Origin of the sequence: Arthrobacter sp. H-02-3 (genome assembly GCF_003097355.1) — a bacterium.
Taxonomy (GTDB): Bacteria; Actinomycetota; Actinomycetes; order Actinomycetales; family Micrococcaceae; genus Arthrobacter; species Arthrobacter humicola.
On record NZ_PYUI01000023.1, the window covers coordinates 55,576 to 76,115 of the forward strand.

General features: G+C 67.6%; 19 protein-coding genes and 2 riboswitches. Of the genes, 6 read left to right on the forward strand and 13 right to left on the reverse strand.

All coding sequences use genetic code 11. From position 1 onward, the window contains the following. Window position 1: 1 nt before the first annotated feature. Window positions 2-1,387 (reverse strand): glycine--tRNA ligase, encoded by a 1,386-nt coding sequence (locus tag C9424_RS18110; protein ID WP_116768259.1) that lies wholly within the window; start codon window positions 1,385-1,387, stop codon window positions 2-4. Window positions 1,388-1,536: 149 nt separating this feature from the next. Next, window positions 1,537-2,502, reverse strand: a complete 966-nt coding sequence (locus tag C9424_RS18115; protein ID WP_116768260.1) for a DMT family transporter — start codon at window positions 2,500-2,502, stop codon at window positions 1,537-1,539. Between the two features lie 33 nt (window positions 2,503-2,535). Between C9424_RS18115 and C9424_RS18120 the strand changes: the two genes are divergently transcribed. Further along, window positions 2,536-2,772: an RNA-binding S4 domain-containing protein gene (locus C9424_RS18120; RefSeq protein ID WP_091249566.1), complete on the forward strand. Its 237-nt coding sequence runs from the start codon at window positions 2,536-2,538 to the stop codon at window positions 2,770-2,772. Between the two features lie 31 nt (window positions 2,773-2,803). On the opposite strand, the gene C9424_RS18125 is transcribed toward C9424_RS18120, so the two are convergent. After that, window positions 2,804-3,460, reverse strand: a complete 657-nt coding sequence (locus C9424_RS18125; RefSeq protein ID WP_116768261.1) for an alpha/beta hydrolase — start codon at window positions 3,458-3,460, stop codon at window positions 2,804-2,806. A gap of 94 nt (window positions 3,461-3,554) precedes the next feature. Between C9424_RS18125 and C9424_RS18130 the strand changes: the two genes are divergently transcribed. Together C9424_RS18130 and C9424_RS18135 are read left to right on the forward strand one after the other, a co-directional pair. Then, entirely contained in the window at window positions 3,555-4,418 is an 864-nt protein-coding gene (locus tag C9424_RS18130) for an SGNH/GDSL hydrolase family protein (RefSeq protein WP_116768281.1), read from the forward strand. 87 nt (window positions 4,419-4,505) lie between these two features. Next, a complete protein-coding gene (locus C9424_RS18135; protein ID WP_237563545.1) occupies window positions 4,506-5,144 on the forward strand; it encodes a hypothetical protein in 639 nt (212 codons plus the stop codon). Window positions 5,145-5,146: 2 nt separating this feature from the next. Here the strand turns inward: C9424_RS18135 and C9424_RS18140 are convergent, their stop codons facing one another. The 4 genes from C9424_RS18140 to C9424_RS18155 form a co-directional block, all read right to left on the reverse strand. Then, window positions 5,147-5,707: an isochorismatase family protein gene (locus C9424_RS18140; RefSeq protein WP_116768263.1), complete on the reverse strand. Its 561-nt coding sequence runs from the start codon at window positions 5,705-5,707 to the stop codon at window positions 5,147-5,149. A 174-nt stretch (window positions 5,708-5,881) separates the two neighbouring features. Next, entirely contained in the window at window positions 5,882-7,264 is a 1,383-nt protein-coding gene (locus tag C9424_RS18145) for an MFS transporter (protein ID WP_116768264.1), read from the reverse strand. A 169-nt stretch (window positions 7,265-7,433) separates the two neighbouring features. Next, window positions 7,434-8,609: a homoserine O-acetyltransferase MetX gene (metX, locus tag C9424_RS18150; protein ID WP_116768265.1), complete on the reverse strand. Its 1,176-nt coding sequence runs from the start codon at window positions 8,607-8,609 to the stop codon at window positions 7,434-7,436. An 11-nt stretch (window positions 8,610-8,620) separates the two neighbouring features. Continuing rightward, window positions 8,621-8,736: riboswitch (SAM riboswitch) on the reverse strand. Between the two features lie 115 nt (window positions 8,737-8,851). Next, window positions 8,852-10,168 carry a bifunctional o-acetylhomoserine/o-acetylserine sulfhydrylase gene (locus C9424_RS18155; protein ID WP_116768266.1) on the reverse strand — a complete coding sequence of 439 codons (1,317 nt, stop codon included), beginning with the start codon at window positions 10,166-10,168 and terminating at the stop codon, window positions 8,852-8,854. A 61-nt stretch (window positions 10,169-10,229) separates the two neighbouring features. Continuing rightward, window positions 10,230-10,345, reverse strand: a riboswitch (SAM riboswitch). 154 nt (window positions 10,346-10,499) lie between these two features. Between C9424_RS18155 and C9424_RS18160 the strand changes: the two genes are divergently transcribed. Further along, entirely contained in the window at window positions 10,500-11,138 is a 639-nt protein-coding gene (locus tag C9424_RS18160) for a VOC family protein (RefSeq protein ID WP_091249549.1), read from the forward strand. A 141-nt stretch (window positions 11,139-11,279) separates the two neighbouring features. Here the strand turns inward: C9424_RS18160 and C9424_RS18165 are convergent, their stop codons facing one another. After that, window positions 11,280-12,047 (reverse strand): CPBP family intramembrane glutamic endopeptidase, encoded by a 768-nt coding sequence (locus C9424_RS18165; protein ID WP_116768267.1) that lies wholly within the window; start codon window positions 12,045-12,047, stop codon window positions 11,280-11,282. Window positions 12,048-12,167: 120 nt separating this feature from the next. On the opposite strand from C9424_RS18165, the gene C9424_RS18170 reads away from it, so the two are divergent. Further along, window positions 12,168-12,848, forward strand: coding sequence for a histidine phosphatase family protein (locus C9424_RS18170; protein WP_116768268.1), 681 nt, complete (start codon window positions 12,168-12,170; stop codon window positions 12,846-12,848). A 10-nt stretch (window positions 12,849-12,858) separates the two neighbouring features. Here the strand turns inward: C9424_RS18170 and C9424_RS18175 are convergent, their stop codons facing one another. The 5 genes from C9424_RS18175 to tdh all read right to left on the reverse strand — a co-directional run bounded on the left by C9424_RS18175 (window position 12,859) and on the right by tdh (window position 19,453). Continuing rightward, window positions 12,859-14,256, reverse strand: a complete 1,398-nt coding sequence (locus C9424_RS18175; RefSeq protein WP_202615917.1) for a phenylacetate--CoA ligase family protein — start codon at window positions 14,254-14,256, stop codon at window positions 12,859-12,861. A 54-nt stretch (window positions 14,257-14,310) separates the two neighbouring features. Beyond that, window positions 14,311-15,519, reverse strand: coding sequence for an imidazolonepropionase (gene hutI, locus C9424_RS18180; RefSeq protein ID WP_116768269.1), 1,209 nt, complete (start codon window positions 15,517-15,519; stop codon window positions 14,311-14,313). An 11-nt stretch (window positions 15,520-15,530) separates the two neighbouring features. After that, window positions 15,531-16,664, reverse strand: a complete 1,134-nt coding sequence (locus tag C9424_RS18185) for an NAD(P)/FAD-dependent oxidoreductase (protein WP_116768270.1) — start codon at window positions 16,662-16,664, stop codon at window positions 15,531-15,533. 444 nt (window positions 16,665-17,108) lie between these two features. Next, a complete protein-coding gene (locus tag C9424_RS18190; RefSeq protein WP_116768271.1) occupies window positions 17,109-18,317 on the reverse strand; it encodes a glycine C-acetyltransferase in 1,209 nt (402 codons plus the stop codon). An 89-nt stretch (window positions 18,318-18,406) separates the two neighbouring features. Further along, window positions 18,407-19,453 carry an L-threonine 3-dehydrogenase gene (gene tdh / locus C9424_RS18195; protein ID WP_116768272.1) on the reverse strand — a complete coding sequence of 349 codons (1,047 nt, stop codon included), beginning with the start codon at window positions 19,451-19,453 and terminating at the stop codon, window positions 18,407-18,409. Window positions 19,454-19,626: 173 nt separating this feature from the next. Here tdh and C9424_RS18200 point away from each other — a divergent pair, with 173 nt between their 5' ends. After that, window positions 19,627-20,535 (forward strand): LysR family transcriptional regulator, encoded by a 909-nt coding sequence (locus tag C9424_RS18200; protein WP_116768273.1) that lies wholly within the window; start codon window positions 19,627-19,629, stop codon window positions 20,533-20,535. The last annotated feature ends 5 nt before the right edge of the window (window positions 20,536-20,540 follow it).

Below are 20,540 nucleotides of genomic sequence, written 5' to 3' on the forward strand. Positions count from 1 at the left end.
ATCAGGCGCCGATCAGCCGCGCGGCCAGGTAGCCCTCCACCTTGTCCAGGGAGACGCGTTCCTGGCTCATGGTGTCGCGTTCGCGAATGGTGACGGCCTGGTCCTCGAGGGTCTCGAAGTCCACGGTGATGCAGAACGGGGTGCCGATCTCGTCCTGGCGGCGGTAGCGGCGGCCGATGGCGCCGGCGTCGTCGAACTCGATGTTCCAGCTCTTGCGCAGCTGAGCGGCGAGGTCCTTGGCTTTCGGGGACAGGTCCTCGTTGCGGCTCAGCGGCAGGACGGCTGCCTTCACCGGAGCCAGGCGCGGATCCAGCTTGAGCACCGTGCGGATGTCCACCCCGCCCTTGGCGTTCGGGGCCTCGTCCTCGGTGTAAGCATCGATCATGAAGGCCATGAACGAGCGGGTGAGGCCGGCCGCGGGCTCGATCACGTACGGGGTGTAGCGTTCGTTCGTGGCCTGGTTGAAGTAGCTCAGGTCCGCGCCGGAAGCCTTGGCATGGGTGGAGAGGTCAAAGTCGGTGCGGTTGGCAATGCCTTCGAGCTCGCCCCACTCCGAGCCCTGGAAACCGAAGCGGTATTCGATGTCCGTGGTGCCCTTGGAGTAGTGGCTGAGCTTCTCCAGCGGGTGCTCGAAGAAGCGCAGGTTCTCTTCGCGGATGCCCAGGCCCGTGTACCAGGACATGCGTTCCTTCATCCAGTACTGGTGCCACTGCTCGTCGGTGCCGGGCTCGACGAAGAATTCCATTTCCATCTGCTCGAACTCGCGGGTGCGGAAGATGAAGTTGCCCGGCGTGATCTCGTTGCGGAACGACTTGCCGATCTGGCCGATGCCGAACGGCGGCTTCTTCCGCGAGGTGGTCAGGACGTTGCTGAAGTTCACGAAGATGCCCTGGGCGGTTTCGGGCCGCAGGTAGTGCAGGCCTTCCTCGCTGGCGACGGGGCCGAGGTAGGTCTTGAGCAGGCCGGAGAATTCGTGGGGCTCCGTCCACTGGCCGCGGGTGCCGCAGTTGGCGCAGGCGATGTCCTTGAGACCGTTCTCGGCCGGACGGCCCTTCTTCTCCTCGTACTCTTCCTCAAGGTGGTCCGCGCGGTAGCGCTTGTGGCAGGACAGGCACTCCACCAGCGGGTCCGAGAAGACCTCGACGTGGCCGGAGGCCTCCCAGACCTGGCGGGGCAGGATGACGGAGGAGTCGAGCCCTACAACGTCTTCGCGGCCGCGGACCACGGACTGCCACCACTGGCGCTTGATGTTTTCCTTGAGCTCGGCGCCGAGGGGCCCGTAATCCCAGGCAGAACGCGAGCCACCATAGATTTCACCGGCCTGGAAAACGAAACCCCGTCGCTTGGCGAGGGAAATGATCTGGTCGAGGACGGATTTTGCTGCCATGGTAACTCCAATTTCTACAGGGCCGCTGGGTGCGGTCCGCGGTGTCAGGCCCGGGTCGCCGGCTGGTTGCCGGACGGGGTGATACGAACAGTGCGATGCGAAGTGTGCGATACGAACAGGGCGATGCAATCTCCAAGCCTACCGGCACGCTACCGCTTCAGTGCGCCCCGCGGCCAGGGCAGGGTGGCCAGGATGATGGCACCGAGCGTCAGCAGGGTGCCCAGGACGGTGGGCAGCGCGACGACGGTCCCGGGGACCGGGAAAACCAGGTCCAGTCCGAGGGATCCCAGCAGCTGCCCGGCGATCATCCCGAGGCCCGTGACCAGCACGCCCAGACTGCGGACCAGAAGGGCGCCGACGCCGATGAAGACGCACCCGAGCGGCCCGCCGAGGTAGTACCACCACTGCCCCGGCAGCGGATTGCCGGCACCGGACACGGCGAGCTTGACCAGCCACGCCGCCCATAGCAGGACGGCCCCGGCGATGAAGTTCACGAGGGTCGCGGCGATCGGGGACCCGTAGTGGACGGTGGCGGTGCCGTTCATGGCCTGCTGGAAACTCATCAGGAACCCGGCCAGAAGCGGCAACAGCACGGGAAGAAGCAGCTGCAGCACGGACTCTCCGGCGCTGAACCTCGGCGACACCGCCCACGCAACGGCGGCGACGGTGAGCACGCTGCCGAGCACCCGGATACCGGTGATGGGCCTCTTCCCCGCGGGCCCGATTCCCATCCGGTCCACCAACAGACCGCTGAGGGTCTGCCCCGTCACGGCGGCCACAGTGAAGAGGGCAACGCCGAGCAGTGCCACGGTGAAGGACTGGGCGAAGACGAAAAGCGCCCCGATGCAGCCGGCCAGGACGTAGTAACGCGGAAACTGCCGTTCGCGCACGGCCGGCAGGATCCGGGCCAGCCCGGCCCGGCCCTTGGGCAGTGCCACGGAAATGACGCCCATCACCACTAACCCGGTGCTGAAGCTGACGACGGCGGCACCAATGCCGTCGCGGAGCTCCACCCCGAGCGCGCCGTTGATCCGGCCCTGCAACGGTATGAACAACCCCGCCGCGACGGCCATAGGCAGCCCCGCGATGAGCGGGAGCCGGGGTGTGTGCGTCATTGGTGCCACCTTAGGTCAGGCATCATTGCCTATATGAGCAATCCGGAAATTGAAGACATCACCATCCGCGACACCATGATCCGGCTGGGCCAGCTGCTGAAGCTCGCGAATCTGGTGGAGGACGGTGTGGAGGCCGCGGACCTGATCAAGAACGGGCTGGTCAAGGTCAACGGCGAAATTGATGAGCGCCGCGGGCGGCAGCTTCACGACGGCGACACCGTCACGGTGAACGGCCAGACCGTGCGGATCAGCGCGCCCGCAGGATCCTAGCCGGCTTACCCCTGGCCAGCCGTCCTGGCGGCTACTTCCTGGAGTTGAGGACCGCGTGCGTGAGGAACTCGGAGACGTGGCCGATTTCCTGCTGGTTGATGCCGTGCCACATGCCGGTGTACAGGACCTTGGTGAGCTTCACGTGCTTGCGCACCCAGCCCATGGTGAACTCGATCTTGTCCGGGGTGATCACCGGGTCCTGCTGGTCGCGTCCCCAGAACATCGGCACGGTGCCGTCCAGTTCGGCATCGCGGAAGCTGGGGTCACCGCCGGCGTCGACGGCAAAACCTGAGAGCCCGACGACGGCGGCGAAGTCCGCCGGCCGCTGCCGCAGCAGCGTGGTGGCCATGGCCATGCCCATCGAGAATCCGAGCAGCGTCACCGAGGGGTGGTCGGCCTTGATGGAGTCGATCCAGTCCTGCACGTACGCCGTGGCGGCCTTGACGGCGTCGAGCGAATAGTCAATGGACGCCGTCAGCGGGAACCAGGTGAAGCCCGGTCCCATGGCGATCGGGGCGCGCACGGAGGCTACCGCGAATTCCTGCGGGAGCATGTCCGCCAGGCTGAGCAGGTCCTGTTCGTTGGCGCCGTAGCCGTGGAGCAGGACAATCAGCGGCTTGCCCGCACGTTCCTGCTCCGGCTTGGACCATTCGACGACAGGGGCGGGGAAGGCATCAGCGTGAGTCATGGAACCATTCTTACAGTTACCCGGCGGTAACAACCTACGGTGGCGTAGCTTGACAGGAAGAGTGCAGGATAAGAACGTGAGCGAAACCGAAGCCATGGAAAATTCACCGGAGACGTCAGCGGACACCGTCGTGACCCACCCGTGGACCCGTTACGTGGCCATGGGCGACTCGTTCACGGAAGGCATCGGCGATCCGGAGCCGGCGAGCCCCGGCGGCCACCGGGGCTGGGCCGACAGGGTGGCCGAGGAACTCAGCCGCGGCCACAACGACTTCGCGTACGCCAACCTGGCCGTCCGCGGCAGGCTCCTGCAGCAGATCGTGGACCAGCAGTTGGCGCACTGCCTGTCCCTCAAGCCGGACCTCATCACGCTCTCCGCGGGCGGCAACGACCTCATCCGCCCGGGCGGGGATCCGGACGTGCTGGCCGAAAGGCTGGACTCGGTGGTGCAGATCCTGAGTCTGGGCGGCGCCACCGTGGTCCTGTTCAACGGTCCGGACACAGGATCCACGGTCCTCGGACGGATCCGCAGCAAGGTGGCCATCTACAACGAAAACCTGCGCACGATCGCCGCGCGCCACGACGCCGTGATCGCGGACATGTGGTCTCTGCGCCAGCTTAATGATCCGCAGATGTGGGATGTTGACCGGCTGCACTTTTCGCCGCTGGGCCACCATACGATTGCGGCGATGGTCCTGGATTCGCTGAACGTCGAACACACCCTGGAGCCGCTCGCCCCCAAGCCGATGCCGCAGCGCAGTTGGCGGGAGGCCCGCAGCGGGGACCTTGTGTGGGCCCGGGAATATTTTGTTCCGTGGGTGGTGCGGCGGCTGCGGCACCGTTCCTCGGGCGACGGCGTGACGGCCAAGCGGCCCCTGCCGGGGCCGGTGTTCGGGCCCGGCGTACCGCTGGGCTCGGGCGAAGGCCCGCCGGGCACCGAGGACGCGGTACGGTCCTGAGCCTGCGGGGCCTAAGCTGGAGGCACACTCCTCAGGCCCCGCAAATGAAGAGGCCCAGCAGCTGAAAGGCCCCGTACCGTGAGCAGTATGTTCTTCTGGATCATTGTGTTGTCGTTCCTGATTCCCATGGGAGTGCGCCTCTACCGGAGGTCCACCCGCGGCCGGAACCAGAACATGCCGGGCCAGTTCGGCCGGTTCCCCGGAAACCAAAGCAACCCGGCAAACCAAGGCAACCCGCCAAACCAGAGCAACCAGCCGCGGGACGGGTACACGCAGCAGGACTACTTTGGCGGCTTCGGCCAACTGGGCGCGCCGAAGCAGACCGGAGGAGCCAATCAGCCGTATCCCGGCCAGCAGTACCCGAACCCGCAGAACCCGGGCCAGCCGTACCCGGGCGGGGAGAACCCGGGCCAGCCGTACCCGGGCCCGCGGTTCCCGGACCAGCCGTTCCCGACCGAGCCGTACCCCGGACAGCAGTATCCGGGCCCGGCCGGCTACGGATCAACCGTTCCCTACGAGGACAGCCCGGAGTACCTGAACAACCCGCCCCAGCCGCAGCGGCACGAACCCGCCCCGGGTGCAGGGCAACCGCAGGCGCCCCAGACGCCGTCGGCCCCGCAGGGTTACCGGGCCCGCAAGCTCGCCGAGCTGGACCAGCAGTACAGCGACGGCAAGCTGTCCATGGAGGACTACATGTCCCAGCGCGCTGAAATCATGAAGGGCTAGGATCACAAAAGGCTGGCGAAGTCGATATCGGCCGCGTTGACGGTTCCGGCCGTCCGCCCCGGGGCCTTGTGGTTCTGCCAGTACAGATTGGTGTGGGCCACCACGAGTTCCGGCGGCGGCGCGCCATATTCGCTCAGGTCCTCGGTGGTGTGGGCGTCCGCGACCAGCGTGACGTCGTAGCCTCGGGTGATCCCGCCGTGGAGGGTCGAGCGAATGCACTCGTCCGTCTGCGCGCCGGCCAGGAAGAAGCGGCCGATCCCGCGGTCTGCCAGCACCGACTCCAGGTCCGTAGCCTCGAAGGGGTCGCTGTACTCCTTGGGCACAAGCGGCTCCGCATCACGCCGCACGAGCTCCGGCACGTACTGCCAGGCCTCGCTGCCCCGCGGGAGCTCCTCGCCGTCATGCTGCACCCAGATGACGTCCACCCCGGCGTCGCGTGCCCTCTGCACGAGGGCGGCGATGGTCGCGACGACGTCGTCGCGGCGGTAGGCCCCCGCGACGACGCCGAGCTGCATGTCCACTACGACCAGTGCCGTGTTGGGTCGGTTGACGAGCGTGGTCACAATGCCTCCCGGATCCTGGGCTTGTCTGACTGCCCACTCTAATCCCCGCGGCCCAAGCAACGCTGAGATCATGAGCAGCGTTAACGCCGAGGGCCCGGGTCCGCGCCGTGCGCGAATCCGGGCCGACGGCCACTCAACAGGTTTCCCCGGGCCGTGTTTCCCCGGGCCGGCGGCTTACCGCTTGCCGGCGGCGAGGAGGTCTGCGGTGCCCTGGGCGTCGGCGGCGTCGACGTCGTGGAGCGAGACGCCGCGGGTCTCCTTGAGGAAGAACACGGCGACGGCGGTGATCGCGCAGGCGATCAGGAGGTAGATGGCCACCGGGACGGAGGACTTGTACTGGCCCAGCAGCGCGACGGCGATGATCGGCGCGAGCGAACCGGCCACGATCGAGGTCACCTGGTAACCGAGGGACACGCCGGAGTACCGCATCCGGGTCGGGAACATCTCGGCCATGATGGCCGGCTGCCCGGCGTACATCAGGGCGTGGAAGAGCAGGCCGATGATGACCGCGGCGAGGATGATCAGATCGTTTCCGGTGTCCATCATCGGGAAGGCGAAGAAGCCCCAGGTCGCACCCAAAACGGCGCCGGCCATGTAGACGGGCTTGCGGCCCACCCTGTCCGAGAGCCGGCCGACCATGGGCACCACGGAGAAGTGGATGAAGTGGGCCACGAGCAGGAGCAGCAGGATCCGGGCGGTGTCGGCGTGGACCACCGTCTTGAGGTAGGTGATTGAGAAGGTGACCACGAGGTAGTACAGGATGTTCTCCGCGAAGCGCAGGCCCATCGCGGTGAACACGCCGCGGGGGTAGCGGCGGAAGACCTCGGCAACGCCGTAGCCCTTGTGCCCTGCCTCAACTTCCTTGCGTGCTTCGAGGAAGATCGGAGCGTCGCTGACCTTGGTGCGGATGTAGTAACCGATGAGGACGATCACGGCGGAGAGCCAGAAGGCGACCCGCCAGCCCCAGCTAAGGAAGTCCGCCGAGGACAGCACGGAGGACAGGATGAACAGCACCGCGGTGGCGAAGAGGTTGCCCAGCGGAACAGCGGACTGCGGCCAGCTGGCCCAGAAGCCGCGGGACTTGCTGGGGCTGTGTTCCGCGACGAGCAGGACGGCGCCGCCCCATTCCCCGCCGACGGCGAAGCCCTGGGCGAAGCGAAGGAAGACCAGCAGCGCCGGGGCCCAGTAGCCGATCTGCGCGAAGGTGGGCAGGCAGCCCATCAGGAACGTGGACACGCCCACCAGGATGATGCTGAGCTGGAGCAGCTGTTTGCGGCCGAACTTGTCGCCGAAGTGGCCGAAGACGATCCCGCCGATCGGGCGGGCAACGAAGCCGACGGCGTACGTGAGGAACGCCGCGAGGATTCCGTCCAGTTCGGTCTGCGAATTCGGGAAGAAGGCCTTGCCAAAGACCAGCGTGGCCGCGGATGCGTAGAGGAAGAATTCGTACCATTCCACCACGGTGCCGGCCATGGAGGCCGCCACCACCTTCTTCAGGCCGGACGTCTTGACGTCGGGCTCGCCTGCGCGCGTCGCGGCAGCGTTTTCCGTGCTCATGAGAACTCCTTCGGTGTCGCCTTCGACACCCCGTGGACCGTTGGGCTGAGATGTTGTGTGAATTAGCACACACAGCGTTATTCCCAACGAGTATGGTTCCCGGAGCCCTGAGCCACAACGACCATTAGTGCAGGGAGCATCTGCAAAAATGCACAGCCGTGAGCGGCGGCTAGGCGAAGAAATTGCTCCGCAACTGGCCGCTGAGCTGCCCGATTTCGGTGAGGAAGCCGTCGTGGCCGATCGGCGCCTCGATGATGTGCAGCTCGGGGCCCCCCGGCAGGGCCTCGGCCAGTGCACGGGACTGGGCGGGGAAGTACAGGCGGTCCGAGTCCACGGCCGCCACCAGGAACTCGGCCGTGGCCGGGGCCAGGGAGTCCCGGAGGCTTCCGCGTCCGCGGCAGACGTCGTGGCTCATGAGCGCCTCGGTGATGGCGATGTAGCTGTTGGCATCAAAACGCCGGACCAGTTTGTTGCCCTGGTGGTCCAGGTAGCTTTCGACCTGATAGCGTCCGCGCCCGGCCAGCGATCCGGCTTGCAGGGGCGCCTCGGACTCCTGGGCGTTCCGGCCGAACCGGCCGTCGAGCTCGGCCGCGGAGCGGTAGGTGATGTGCGCGATCCGGCGGGCGAGGGCGAGCCCCGCTTCGGGTTCCGGGCCGCCGTAGTAGTCCCCGCCGTTGAAGTTCGGGTCCTGGCGGATGGCCAGAGTCTGGGCCTGAGCGAAGGCAATCTGTTCTGCGGTGCTGCTGGCGCCGACGGAAATCACGGCGCAGCGCCGGACCCGCGAGGGGTATGTCACGGCCCACTCAAGGGCGCGCGCGCCGCCGAGCGAACCGCCCAGCACGGCGTACCAGCTGTCGATGCCCAGGGCATCGGCCAGCCGCGCCTCGGCGGAGGTCGTGTCCCGCAGAGTCACGAGCGGGAACCTCGATCCCCAGGGGCGGCCGTCGGGGGCCGGCGTGGAGGGTCCCGTGGAGCCGTAGCAGCCGCCCAGGATGTTGATCGATACGACGAAGTACTTGTCCGTATCCACGGGGGCCCCGGGTCCGGCCAATTGTTCCCACCAGCCGGGTTCCTCGCTGGCACCGCGGGTCACATGGGTGTCGCCGGTCAGGGCATGTTCAATGAGGACGGCGTTGGAGGCATCGGCGTTCAGCGTCCCCCACGTCTCAAAGCCGAGGACCACATCCGGCAGCTGGACCCCGGATTCGAGCTGCAGGTCACCGATCCTGAGGTACTGGACGGTCCCGTCCGGCACCCGGGCAGCTTGGGCGGCGGGTCTTGCGGAAACGGAGTTCCGGATTGGTTTGGTTTCGGGTTCACCACTGCGGGTGACGGCAATCGTCATATGAGGACCTAACTTCGCGCTTGCCTGCCGTCAGCTGACCGGCAGGCCAGGTCTTCACCCGGGGCACCCCGCCGCAAATGGAGGGTTGCCGGCCAGCAAGCCGGGGCTGTCGCTGGCACTCATGACCTTGTATGAGTGTACGAAACAGCGTGCGGAAATGACGAAGATTGTGACTTCCGTGTGACAGCCGGAGGCCGGCACTCCCCGTCCGCGGGAGGCCGGCCGCCGGTTGTCCGGTGGAGCTAGGCGCTCTTGGCCGCACGGAATCCGGCGTCGAGGTCCGCGAGGATGTCGTCAATGTGTTCCAGTCCGACCGAGAGCCGCACCAGGCCGGGGTTCACGCCGGCCACGGCCTGCTGCTCGGGCGAGAGCTGACTGTGGGTGGTCGACGCCGGGTGGATCACGAGGGAGCGGACGTCGCCGATGTTCGCGACGTGCGAGTGCAGCTCCAGGGCATCAACGAAGCGTTTGCCGGCCTCCGCTCCCCCGGCGATGTTGAACGCGACGACGGCGCCGGTCCCCTTGGGCCCGTACTTGCGCCCGCGCTCGTACCAGGGGCTGGATGGCAGCCCGGCGTAGGCGACGGATTCGACGTCGTCCCGCGCCTCCAACCATTCGGCCACCTTGGTGGCGTTGGCCACGTGGCGTTCAACGCGCAGGCTAAGGGTCTCGATGCCCTGGGCGATGAGGAAGGCGTTGAACGGGGACACGGCGGAGCCGAGGTCGCGCAGGAGCTGGACCCGGGCCTTGAGGATGTAGGAGAGGTTGGCCCCGAGCGCGCCGCCGGCGCCGAGGTCGCGGGCGTAGACCAGTCCGTTGTAGGTGGGGTCCGGGGTGTTGAAGCCGGGGAACCGTTCGGGGTCCTTGCCGAAGTCGAACTTGCCCGAATCCACGATCACGCCGGCGATCGCGGCGCCGTGGCCTCCGAGGTACTTGGTGGCGGAATGGACCACGATGTCCGCGCCCCACTCGATCGGCCGGATGAGGTAGGGGGTGGACAGGGTGTTGTCGACAATCAGGGGCACGCCGGCCTCGTGGGCCACCTTGGAAACGCCCTCGATGTCCAGAACGTCCTGGCGGGGGTTGGAGACCACTTCGCCGAAGAACAGCTTCGTGTTGGGCCGGACGGCCTCGCGCCACTGGTCCAGGTTGTCGGGGTCCGCAACGAAGGTCACGGAGATACCGAACTTCTTCAGCGTGTGCGCGAGCAGGTTGTAGGTGCCGCCGTAGAGACTGGGGCTGGCGACCACGTGGTCCCCGGCCTCGGCGACGTTGAGGATCGCGAACGTCTCGGCGGCCTGGCCGGAACTGAGCAGCAGGGCGGCGAGGCCGCCTTCCAGGCTGGCCACGCGCTGTTCCACCGCGTCCTGCGTGGGGTTGCCGATCCGGGTGTAAATGGGGGCAAGTTCAGCGAGGGCGAAGCGGTTCGCGGCGCTTTCGGCGCTCGGGAACACGAACGACGTCGTCTGGTAGATCGGGAGGGACCGGGCGCCGGTGGCGGAGTCCGGCTCCTGGCCGGCGTGGATCTGGCGGGTTTCGAAGGACCAGGCAGTGGACATTATTGCTCCTGTCGGGACTGGGCACAGCACCGCCCGGGGCCATCGGCCCAGGCCGGCACAGGCGCCGCGCTTGCCCTCCGGCGGGCGCCGGACGGCCAGGTCTTCACCCGGGGCACCCCACCGCGATACGAGGGTTGCCGGCCAGCAAGCCGGGGCTTTGCGCTGGCACTCATGACCTTGGTTCAGTGTAGGAATGGCGGCAGGCCGCTGGATAGCTTTATGACGAACATGAAGACGACGGGCACGCCGGCCTCCAGACACCCCGAGACATCCCATCATGGTAAGGCAAGCCTAAGCTGAGAGGTCCATCACAAAGTGCCAAGATGAGGGCATGCGCATGGATCACGTTTCTTACGCCTGTGAACACGATGGCTTGGCAGCCACCACTGAACGTATTGCGTCTGCCCTCGGCGTCGAAGCCGTGAAGGGTGGAGTGCACCCCCGTTTCGGGACACGCAACATGATTATCCCGCTCGCGGGACACAAGTATGTCGAGGTCGTGGAGGTCCTGAACCACCCGGCATCGGACAAGGCCCCCTTCGGCCAGGCAGTCCGGGCACGCTCGGAGGCCGGCGGCGGCTGGATGGGCTGGTGCGTCGAAGTTGACGACCTCGGCCCGTTCGAGGAGCGGCTGGGCCGCGCCGCCGTGAACGGCAACCGGAAGTTCCCCGACGGCCGCGAACTGGTCTGGAAGCAGATCGGCATCCTGGGCCTCATCGCCGACCCGCAGGTGCCCTACATGCTCAAGTGGGAGGGTGACCCGGAGCTTCACCCCTCCAATGCCTACGCAAGCGACGTCAAGATGTCCGCGCTGACCATTGCCGGTTCGGCAGAGCGCGTCACAGAATGGCTTGGCGAGCCCGTGGAAAAGCCGCTGGAAGACGTGGCCGTGAACTGGCTCGCGCCGCACGGCACGCCCGGAATCCTCTCCGTCACCTTCGAGACCGCCTCCGGGGCGGTCACGATCTAACGCTCCACCTGCCCCACACTTCGGCCGCCATCCCGCGGGTGCCAACGTTGTCACCCGCGAGATGGCGGCCGATATATTTTAAGTGCCGACTCTCCCGCGATATTTTAAGTGCCGACTCTCCCGCGTTGCTTTGTGGGCGCCTCAGCCCAGGCCCACGGCCTTGCCGAACAGGCTGAATCCCACGAACGCCACGGTATCCAGGATGGCGTGGGCGATCACGAGGGGCATCACCCGCTTGGTGCGGGTGTAAACAAGGGCGAAGACCACGCCCATCACCGCGTTGCCGATAAACGGCCCGAACCCCTGGTACAGGTGGTAGCTGCCGCGAAGCAGGGCGCTGGCCGCGATGGCCGCCGGCGTGCTCCAGCCCAGCTTCCCGAGCCGGTCCAGGAGATAGCCCACCACAATCACTTCCTCCACGATCCCGTGCCGGATCGCGGACAGGACCAGCACCGGCACCGTCCACCAGTAGGCGTCCAGGGCGCTGGGGATGATCGCCGTCGTGATCCCCAGCGCCCGGCCGGCGGCGTAGAGCGCCAGGGACGGGATGCCGATGGCGGCGGCGAGTCCCAGTCCCTGCAGGAGATCCTTGCCGGGACGGGCGAAGTTGAAGCCGATCCTCCGGAACGCCGAGGTGCCGTGTTCTCCGGCTGGCCAGCGCTCGGTGAGGAAGTAGATCACCAGGGCCACCGGGACGAGGGCAAAGAGGATGTCCAGCAGCTGGTAGGTGAGGTCGAAGTATTCGCGCGCGCTCTGCGAACGGTTCAGCGTGGACGTGCCCTGGGCCAGCGGCGCCGTGGTCATTTTGTCCAGCAGCTGCACCACGGAGTACACCGCGGACTGCCCCAGCGACAGTCCCAGGACAATCAACACTTCGAACCGCAGCCGACGGCGGGAGGGAACCAACATGTTCCTATCTTGCCTGCCGTTGCCGATAGTTTGCTGGTGCCCCACCTGTTGCCCAGGCGGTGCGGCCGTGCGGGGTTTTGCCTGCGGCACCTGCTTCCGGGAGCCCTATGCTTGGGGTTTATGAGTGCGCCCCGGAAAATCATCATGATCCGGCACGGCCAGTCCGCCGCCAATGCCGACACCTCGATCTACAACCGTGTCCCGGACTACCGGATTCCGCTGACGCCGCTGGGGCTGGAACAGGCGACGGCGGCCGGTGAGGAGGTCCGGCGCCAACTGGACGGCCGCCCGGTGTGCGTCTACGTTTCCCCGTACCTGCGTGCCTACCAGACCCTCGAGGCGCTCAACCTCGGCCCGCTCGTGGAACGGGTGATCGAGGAACCGCGGCTGCGGGAGCAGGACTGGGCGAACTTTCAGATCGCCGGCGACATCGAGGACCAAAAGGAGCTCCGCAACGCCTACGGCCACTTCTTCTACCGCTTCCGCGAGGGCGAGTCCGGCTCCGATGTGTATGACCGGATTTCCTCCTTCATGGAGACCCTCTACCGGCACTGGTCAAAGCCCAGCTATGCCCCGAACGCGCTGTTCGTGACGCACGGGCTGACCATGCGCCTCTTCTGCATGCGCTGGTTCCACTGGTCGGTGGAGTACTTCGAATCCCTGAACAACCCGGAGAACGCCGAGGTCCGCACCCTGCTGCGCACCGCGCGGGGCAAATACGAGCTCGACAAGCCGTTCACGCAGTGGGAAAAGAGGCGCGTGGACGAGACCGTCCTGGACGCCCCGCCGATGTTCTTCTAGCTGCCGCCATTCAGTCAGGAACCCGGGCGATCACCTGCCGGAACTTCCCGCTCGTGCCGCTCTGCTCTGGCGGCTCGGCCGCGCGGACGACGTCGACGTTCCCCAGTTCCAGCCCGGCGAGGTACTCCGACAGCCTCGCGGAGGCCGCGCGCCACACCACTCCGGCATCGGCGCCGGGTTCGGGTTCCAGCCGGAGGCGGATGGTTGCCGGTCCTGTCTGAACCAGCTGGCTGCGGTGCAATCCGGGCGTTTCGTCGACGACGGATCCGATGGCGAGCGGAAGAACAAGGAGGGCGGTCCCGTCGGCGGCAACGAGCCGCAGGACGTCGTCGCGGCGGCCGGCGACCCGGATGGCGGGCAGCGGGTTGCCGCATTCGCACGGACCGGTCTTTGCCAGCACTGAGTCGCCGAGGTCGTAGCGGATCAGCGGCTGGACCCGGTTTGCGAGGTTGGTCAGCAGCACGGTGTGGGACGGCTCCCCCGGGGGAGTAGGCCGGTAGTCCGCGTCCACCGGCTCCAGGATGGCCCAGTCGCTGTTGACGTGCAGCCAGCCGCGGGCGCAGTCAAACGCCAGCGGTGTGAACTCGGAGGCCGCGTAGGCATCGTGGAGGGCGCCCCCGAACGCCTCCACGATGCGGGCCCGCACTTCCGGCCCGCTGGACTCGCCTGCCAACTCCACCACCACGGGTTTCAGGTGGAGCCGGCCGGCTGCCTGCTCCTCGGCGAGCAGCGCGAGGGCACTCGGATAGCCGGTGACAGCTGAGGGGTCGAAGTCGTTGAGGGCTGCCACGAGCCGTGCCAGCGGCTGTTGCACCGGAAAAGCCCGGAACGCGCGCCGGCGCCACCAACTGCGCCGGCCCTGCCATTGCACCCAGCCTGCCCCCGCGTAGTGTCCGCCAGTGCCCACAACTGCCGCCCAGCGCAACCCGCGGCGGGCCATAGCCAGCAACTCGGCGGGCGACAGCCAAGCCAGGTCGATGCGCAGAGTGAAGGCCTGGGAGACCGCGAGGGAACGGGGATCGTGCACGAAGATACCGGGGTGCCCGGTGGTGCCCGATGTTGTGCAGACGAAATACCGTTCCAGGTATGGCGTCCCGACCAAGGACGGGTCGGCGATGAAGGCCTCGACTCCGGCCCGGGTGACGGCGGGATCGGTGACCCAGTCATCGAAGTTGGCCATGAGCTCCTGTTTGGTGACCGGTGGCAGCTCCGTCAGGACGACGCCGTCGGCGGCCAGGGCGCCCTTCACGTCCCGGTAGAGGCGCCGGTAGAAAGGCGAACTGATCCGGGCGTGAGCGACGAGCGCCGCCAGCCGGGCGTCCCGGCGCCGGGCCAGGCCAGCCGGCCCCTGGCCCTGGGCCCACAGCTGATCGAGAGCGAAGCCCAGTTCCTCCAACAGCCTTGCCACAGTTACCTCCTGGGGTAAGCCGACAGGGTCGAAAGCATTAGGTCGAAACCAGAGTCACCGGGCGCGTACGCCCGCCCGCCACACGGCGCGGGTGAGCGGAATGCCGGGCCGGTAGGCCAGGTGTGTGGCCGAGGGCGCGTTGAGCAGGTGCAGGTCCGCCCGGTGCCCGACGGCGATCGAGCCCACGGCCCGTTCGCCGTCGACGTCGTTCCCGGACTCCCGCCCCAGGGCCAGCGCGCCGCCGTAAGTTGCCGCGCGCACCGCCTCGTGGACGCTGAGCCGCATCTGCAGCACGGCAGTGGTGACACAGAACGCCATCGAGCTTGTGTAGGACGTGCCCGGGTTGCAGTTGGAGGCCAACGCGAGCTGCACGCCGGCGTCGAGCAGTTCCCTTCCGGGGGCCAGCGGCTGCCGGGTGGAAAGATCGCAGGCCGGCAGGCACGTCGCGACCGTGCCGCGCGCGCCCCCGCCGGCGTCCTCCCAGCCGGACCAGCTGCCGGCGAGGGCGTCGATGTCCGCGGCCGAAAGGTAGTTCACGTGGTCCACGCTCGCGGCGCCGAATTCCACGGCCAGCCGGACACCCGGGCCCTCGCCGAGCTGGTTGCCGTGGACCCGCAGTCCCAGCCCGGCGTCCTTGCAGGCCTGCAGCACCCGGCGGGACTGGTCCTCGTTGAAGGCGCCCCGCTCGCAAAACACATCGGCCCAGCGCACGTAGGGCAGAACCGCGGCGAGCATCGGCCCGCAGACCAGCTCCGTGTAGTCCTCGGCGTCCATGCCGTCGGGCACGAGGTGCGCCCCGAGGTAGGTGACCTCGTCCGCGACCGTGGAGGCGATCCGGGCGCTGCGGGCCTCGTTCTCGACGTCCAGGCCGTAGCCCGTTTTGGTCTCGAGATAGGTGGTGCCCTGCGAGACGGCTTCCGCGATGCGGCCCATCGCCAGCCGGGTGAGCTCGAAGTCGCTCGTGCTCCGGGTGGCGCCGGTGGTCACGGCGATCCCGCCGGCACTGTAGCTCTCCCCGGCCATCCGGGCCTCGAACTCGGCCGTGCGGTCCCCCGCGAAAATCAGGTGGGTGTGGGAATCGACCCAGCCCGGCAGGAGCGCCCGGCCGCCGGCGTCAACGGCTTCATCCGCCGCCGGCGCGCCGGCCGCGGGACCCAGCCAGGATATCCGCTCCCCCTCGATCACCACCGCCGCGTCGCGGAGGACGCGGTGTTCCGCGTCCTGGGTCATGAGTTCGGCGATGTTGGTGATCAGGGTGCTCATGGATCCATTCTTCAGCGCCGGATGGACCAGCGGGTCGCGGCCAGCGCCTCCGCTGTCCGGGATGCCGGACTGGCCTCCGCGGCCGTGCCTGCGGCCGTGCCGGAAGCGGCCGCACCCTGCCCGGCCAGGATCAGCCCGGCGGCGAGTTCGGCGATGGCCGAAGACGTCTGGAAGCCGTAGCCGCCCTGGCCGGCGAGCCAGAAGAATCCGGTGGCCTCGGCGTCGAATCCCACCACCGGGACACCGTCCGCGGCTTCGGTCCGCAGACCGGTCCAGGCTTTGCTGACGCCGCGGATCCCGAGGGTCGTGATCGTGTTGAGCCGGGCGACGAGACCTTCGATGTCGCCGGGGTAGGGCCGGGCGTCTTCGGCTCCGCTCGGGACGTGCTCCGCGGGCGAGATCAGGACCTGGCCGTCGTCGGGCCGGAAATAGAAGCTGTCATCGGCCGCCGCCACCATGGGGCAGGTTGCCGGGAGGCGATGTCCGACGTCGACGATCGCGGCGGTGCGGCGGTACGGCTGGAGGCCGAGCTTCTCGACGCCGCTGAGGACCGCGAGCTCGTCCGCCCAGGCGCCGGCCGCATTGACCACGACGGCGGCCTCGAAGCCTTCCTGTCCGGCGCCGAGTTCCCAGCCGGTGCCTAGGCGCTGCGCCGAATGGACCCTGGCCCCGGTGATGATGTCCACGCCGCCGGCTTCGGCCCGCTGCCGGTGGTCCTCGAGCAGTATCGGGGCGTTGCAGGCGAAGGACCCGGTGTCCAGGCCGGCGGCGCTGAAGGATTCCGGGACCAGGACAGGGCACAGTTCCAGCGCCTCGGCGTGGGTGATCCGGTGCAGGTGGCCGCTGGCTTTGGCCCGGACGGTGGCGTCGTCGCCGATCAGCATGAAGCCGCGCGGCGTGAGCACCGGTGCCGGGCGTTCGGTGTCGCCGGCGGCGATGAGCTCCAGCGTCCGGACGGTGAGTTCCTGGACGACGGGCGGGCCGTAGCTGGGGATCAGCTGCCGGGCCGAACGGGCCGAGGTGTGGTACGCCAGGGTCTGCTCGGCCTCGACCAGGGCCACGCTGCAGCGCCCGGCCAAGGCGGAGGCAAGGGACAGGCCGGCGATGCCTCCGCCGACAATCACGACATCGTAATTTGCTGACATGGTCCCATCCTTGCAGACGGAGCCGCGGCACGGGAGAGACTCGGGTTACGGCACGGGGTGCGGCGCAGTCAGGGGAGCCGCGCCCCGCGGAACAGCATTCGGGGAGGCGTGAGCCGGTCATCTCGGTTCTGGCCCCTGGACATGTCCCTTCCTAGTCCGCACCGCTGGACATGTCCCTCGTTGCGGCGGGCAGACCCGGGACATGCCCTTCACTGATCCACGCGACTGAACATGTCCCTCGTTGCGGCGGCCGGGCCCGGGACATGCCCTTCCTTGGTCGCGGCCGTTGGACATAGTGGCATCATGTCCAGTCCTCGCGGCCGGAGCTGGGCATGTCCCGCGGAAAAAGCCAGTGGAAGGAGCCGGGATGAACGAGCAGGGCCGGACCCCTGGACCGGGCCGGGCCCCTAGATGAACTGAAGGGGCCCGGCCTCAGGGATCCGCCTAGGCTGCGACGGCGGCCCGGCTCCGGACGAACGCCTGAACGCAGGCCTCGACGTCTTCGGCGCTGTGCGCGGCGGAGAGCTGGACGCGGATGCGGGCCGCGCCCTTGGGCACCACCGGGTAGCTGAATGCCGTGACGAAGACGCCGTTGTGGAGCATGGCGTCGGCCACCTTGGCCGCCATGACGGCGTCGCCGAACATGACCGGAACAATCGCGTGTTCACCGGGGAGAAGTTCGAAGCCTTCCTCGCTCATGCGGTTGCGGAACAGTTCCGCGTTGGCGAAGAGCTTGGTGCGCAGTTCGCCGGAGTTCTCCACGAGGTCCAGGGCCTTGAGCGTGGCCGCGACGATGGCCGGGGCCAGCGAGTTGGAGAACAGGTAAGGGCGGGCCTTCTGGCGGAGCATGGCGATGACCTCGCGGCGCCCGGAGACGTAGCCGCCGGAGGCGCCGCCGAGGGCTTTGCCGAAGGTTCCCGTGTAGATGTCCACGCGGTCCGAGACGCCGGCGTGTTCGGGGGTGCCCGCGCCGGAGGCGCCCATGAAGCCCACCGCGTGGGAGTCGTCCACCATGACCATGGCGTCGTACTTTTCGGCGAGGTCGCAGATCGCTTCGAGCGGGGCCAGGAAGCCGTCCATCGAGAAGACGCCGTCCGTGACGATGATCTTGCGGCGGGCCGGGTTCTCCTGTGTGGTGGCCTCGATCAGCTTCGATTCGAGGTCCGCCATGTCCTGGTTGGCGTAGCGGAAGCGCTGGGCCTTGCAGAGCCGGATGCCATCGATGATGGACGCGTGGTTCAGGGCGTCGGAGATGACGGCGTCCTCCGGGCCGAAGAGGGATTCGAAGACGCCGCCGTTGGCGTCGAAGCAGCTGGAGAACAGGATGGTGCCCTCGGTTCCGAGGAACGTCGAGACGCGCTTTTCCAGGGCCAGGTGCAGGTCCTGGGTGCCGCAGATGAAGCGGACGCTGGCCATGCCGAAGCCGCGCTCGTCCATCGCGGCCTTGGCGGCGGCGACGATCTCCGGGTGGTCCGCGAGGCCGAGATAGTTGTTGGCGCAGAAGTTCAGGACGTCCGCGCTGGACTCCCCGATCTGCCCGGCCTTGATGTGGTTGGCCTGCGGCGAGTCGATGTGCCGCTCGGTCTTGAACAGTCCGGCGCTGCGGATCTCGTCGAGTTCGTGCTGCAGCTGGTCCTTGATGGTCGAATACATGGGTTGGCTCCTCAGCTGGTTGGATGCGGGGGCGAAATGCGGGTTCGGAAAGAGGGGGGCCTGGAAAGAGGCGGCCTGGAGAGGGCGGCCTAGAAGACGGTCCAGTCGAGGACCACTTTGCCCCCGACGCCGGCGCGGGCAACCTCGAAGCCTTTTTCCCAGTCGGTGGCGGGCAGAGAGTCGGTGACGACGGCCGAAATGTTGGCGTGCAGGACCGGGTTGGAGGAGAGCATGGCGCTCATCGCGTACCAGGTCTCGAACATTTCGCGGCCGTAGATGCCCTTCATGGTCAGCATGTGCGTGACCACCTTGCCCCAGTCGATGTCGATGGACTGGCTGGGCAGTCCCAGCATTGCGATCCGGCCGCCGTGGTTCATGTTGTCGATCATCTCAGGCAGCGCGGTGGGGTGTCCCGACATTTCCATGCCGATGTCAAAGCCTTCGCGCATCCCGAGTTCGCGCTGGGCGTCCTTGACCCGCATTTTCGAGACGTCGATCGCGAGGTCGACGCCGAGCTTCCGGGCCAGTTCCAGCCGGGGAGCGGAAATGTCGGTGATGGCGATCTTGCGGGCGCCGGCGTGCCGGGCGACGGCGATGGCCATGAGCCCAATGGGCCCGGCGCCGGTGATCAGGACGTCCTCGCCGACCAGCGGGAAGCTCAGGGCGGTGTGGACGGCGTTGCCGAAGGGGTCGAAGATGGCGCCCAGTTCCGGGGTGACGGAGGGATCCTGGTGGACCCAGACGTTGGTCTCGGGGATCACCACGTACTCGGCGAAGGCGCCGTCGCGCTGGACGCCGACGCTGACGGTGTTGATGCACATCTGCTTGCGGCCGGCGCGGCAGTTGCGGCAGATGCCGCACACGATGTGGCCCTCGCCGGAGACCCGGTCCCCCACTTTGACGTCCAGGACGTCCTCGCCGATCTCCACGACCTCGCCGTAGAACTCGTGGCCGGCGATCAACGGGGCGTTGATGATGCCCTGCGCCCAGGCGTCCCAGGACTGGATGTGCAGGTCCGTGCCGCAGATGCCGGTGGTCATGACCCGGATCTTGACGTCACCCGGGCCGGCCTCGGGCTCCGGGCGGTCGACGAGTTCGAATCCTGCGTGGGCACCGGCCTTGTAGAGAGCCTTCATGGACTTTCCTAACTGTGTTTTGCTCCGCGTGTATTGCCCCGGACGGTCTATTCCGCCGTGCGGCGCGGGCATGTGGGACAACTCACCCCATTAGACCCACCGAAAAAGCATTAGCACAACCGAATTCTTCTCAATCGACGATTTAGAAATAGCTGTTGCATAGAATGGCTGGCATGGAAATCCACCAGCTGGAGATGTTGCGTGAGCTCGGCGCCCTGGGCAGCGTCAAGGCCGTCGCCGAAACCCTCCTCGTGACGCCCTCGGCCGTGTCCCAGCAGCTGGCCGCGCTGCAGAAGACCGTGGAGGTTCCGCTGACCCGCAAGGAAGGCCGGAACCTGGTGCTGACGGAGGCCGGACAGGTGCTCGCGGACGCCGGGGCCGCCGTCGTGAGCGCGATGGCGGATGCGAAGATGGCGATCGGCGCCTATCACGGCTCGCCCGTCGCGCCGGTGACGCTTAGCGGTTTCCACAGCGCCGGGCAAGCGCTCTTCGCGCCGCTGGCCCGGCTCCTGGACGCGCCCGGACAGCCGCGGATCCTGCTCTCGGACGAGGACGTGGCCCAGCAGGATTTCCCGGCCCTGACGGCCCGCTATGACCTTGTGCTGGCGCACCGGATGGATCACAGTCCGCGGTGGCCCGAGGAGCGCGTCGCGGTGATCCCGCTCGCGCATGAGCCGCTGGACGTCGCGCTGCCGGCCGGGCACCGGCTGGCCGGCCAGCGCGCAGTGACGGCGGACGACGTCGTGGGCGAACCGTGGGTGACCAGCCGCGCCGGCTACTCCCCCGCCGACGTGCTGTCCGCCGTCGCGGCCGTCTCCAGCCGGGAGTTGAACATTGTGCACCGGATCAACGACTATTCGACCGTGGCGGCTCTCGTCGCGGCCGGCGGCGTGATCGGCCTCTTGCCCCGGTACACGGCGCGGCCCGTGCTGAATCCGGGCATCGTGCTGCGGCCGCTGGAAGGCATCAGCACCCGGCGCAGGATCGATGTCCTGGCCAGGCCGGAGAACCTTAAACGCACTTCGGTCATGATGGTCTGCGAAGCACTGCAGACCATCATGACCGAATTGGTGGAGCGTTAGGGTTT

Bases quoted from the DNA above. Each gene is read 5' to 3' on its own strand.
- C9424_RS18110 (WP_116768259.1), bottom strand. From the start codon at position 1,387: ATGGCAGCAAAATCCGTCCTCGACCAGATCATTTCCCTCGCCAAGCGA.
- C9424_RS18115 (WP_116768260.1), bottom strand. From the start codon at position 2,502: ATGACGCACACACCCCGGCTCCCGCTCATCGCGGGGCTGCCTATGGCC.
- C9424_RS18120 (WP_091249566.1), top strand. From the start codon at position 2,536: ATGAGCAATCCGGAAATTGAAGACATCACCATCCGCGACACCATGATC.
- C9424_RS18125 (WP_116768261.1), bottom strand. From the start codon at position 3,460: ATGACTCACGCTGATGCCTTCCCCGCCCCTGTCGTCGAATGGTCCAAG.
- C9424_RS18130 (WP_116768281.1), top strand. From the start codon at position 3,555: ATGGAAAATTCACCGGAGACGTCAGCGGACACCGTCGTGACCCACCCG.
- C9424_RS18135 (WP_237563545.1), top strand. From the start codon at position 4,506: ATGTTCTTCTGGATCATTGTGTTGTCGTTCCTGATTCCCATGGGAGTG.
- C9424_RS18145 (WP_116768264.1), bottom strand. From the start codon at position 7,264: ATGAGCACGGAAAACGCTGCCGCGACGCGCGCAGGCGAGCCCGACGTC.
- metX (WP_116768265.1), bottom strand. From the start codon at position 8,609: ATGACGATTGCCGTCACCCGCAGTGGTGAACCCGAAACCAAACCAATC.
- C9424_RS18155 (WP_116768266.1), bottom strand. From the start codon at position 10,168: ATGTCCACTGCCTGGTCCTTCGAAACCCGCCAGATCCACGCCGGCCAG.
- C9424_RS18160 (WP_091249549.1), top strand. From the start codon at position 10,500: ATGCGCATGGATCACGTTTCTTACGCCTGTGAACACGATGGCTTGGCA.
- C9424_RS18165 (WP_116768267.1), bottom strand. From the start codon at position 12,047: ATGTTGGTTCCCTCCCGCCGTCGGCTGCGGTTCGAAGTGTTGATTGTC.
- C9424_RS18170 (WP_116768268.1), top strand. From the start codon at position 12,168: ATGAGTGCGCCCCGGAAAATCATCATGATCCGGCACGGCCAGTCCGCC.
- hutI (WP_116768269.1), bottom strand. From the start codon at position 15,519: ATGAGCACCCTGATCACCAACATCGCCGAACTCATGACCCAGGACGCG.
- C9424_RS18185 (WP_116768270.1), bottom strand. From the start codon at position 16,664: ATGTCAGCAAATTACGATGTCGTGATTGTCGGCGGAGGCATCGCCGGC.
- C9424_RS18190 (WP_116768271.1), bottom strand. From the start codon at position 18,317: ATGTATTCGACCATCAAGGACCAGCTGCAGCACGAACTCGACGAGATC.
- tdh (WP_116768272.1), bottom strand. From the start codon at position 19,453: ATGAAGGCTCTCTACAAGGCCGGTGCCCACGCAGGATTCGAACTCGTC.
- C9424_RS18200 (WP_116768273.1), top strand. From the start codon at position 19,627: ATGGAAATCCACCAGCTGGAGATGTTGCGTGAGCTCGGCGCCCTGGGC.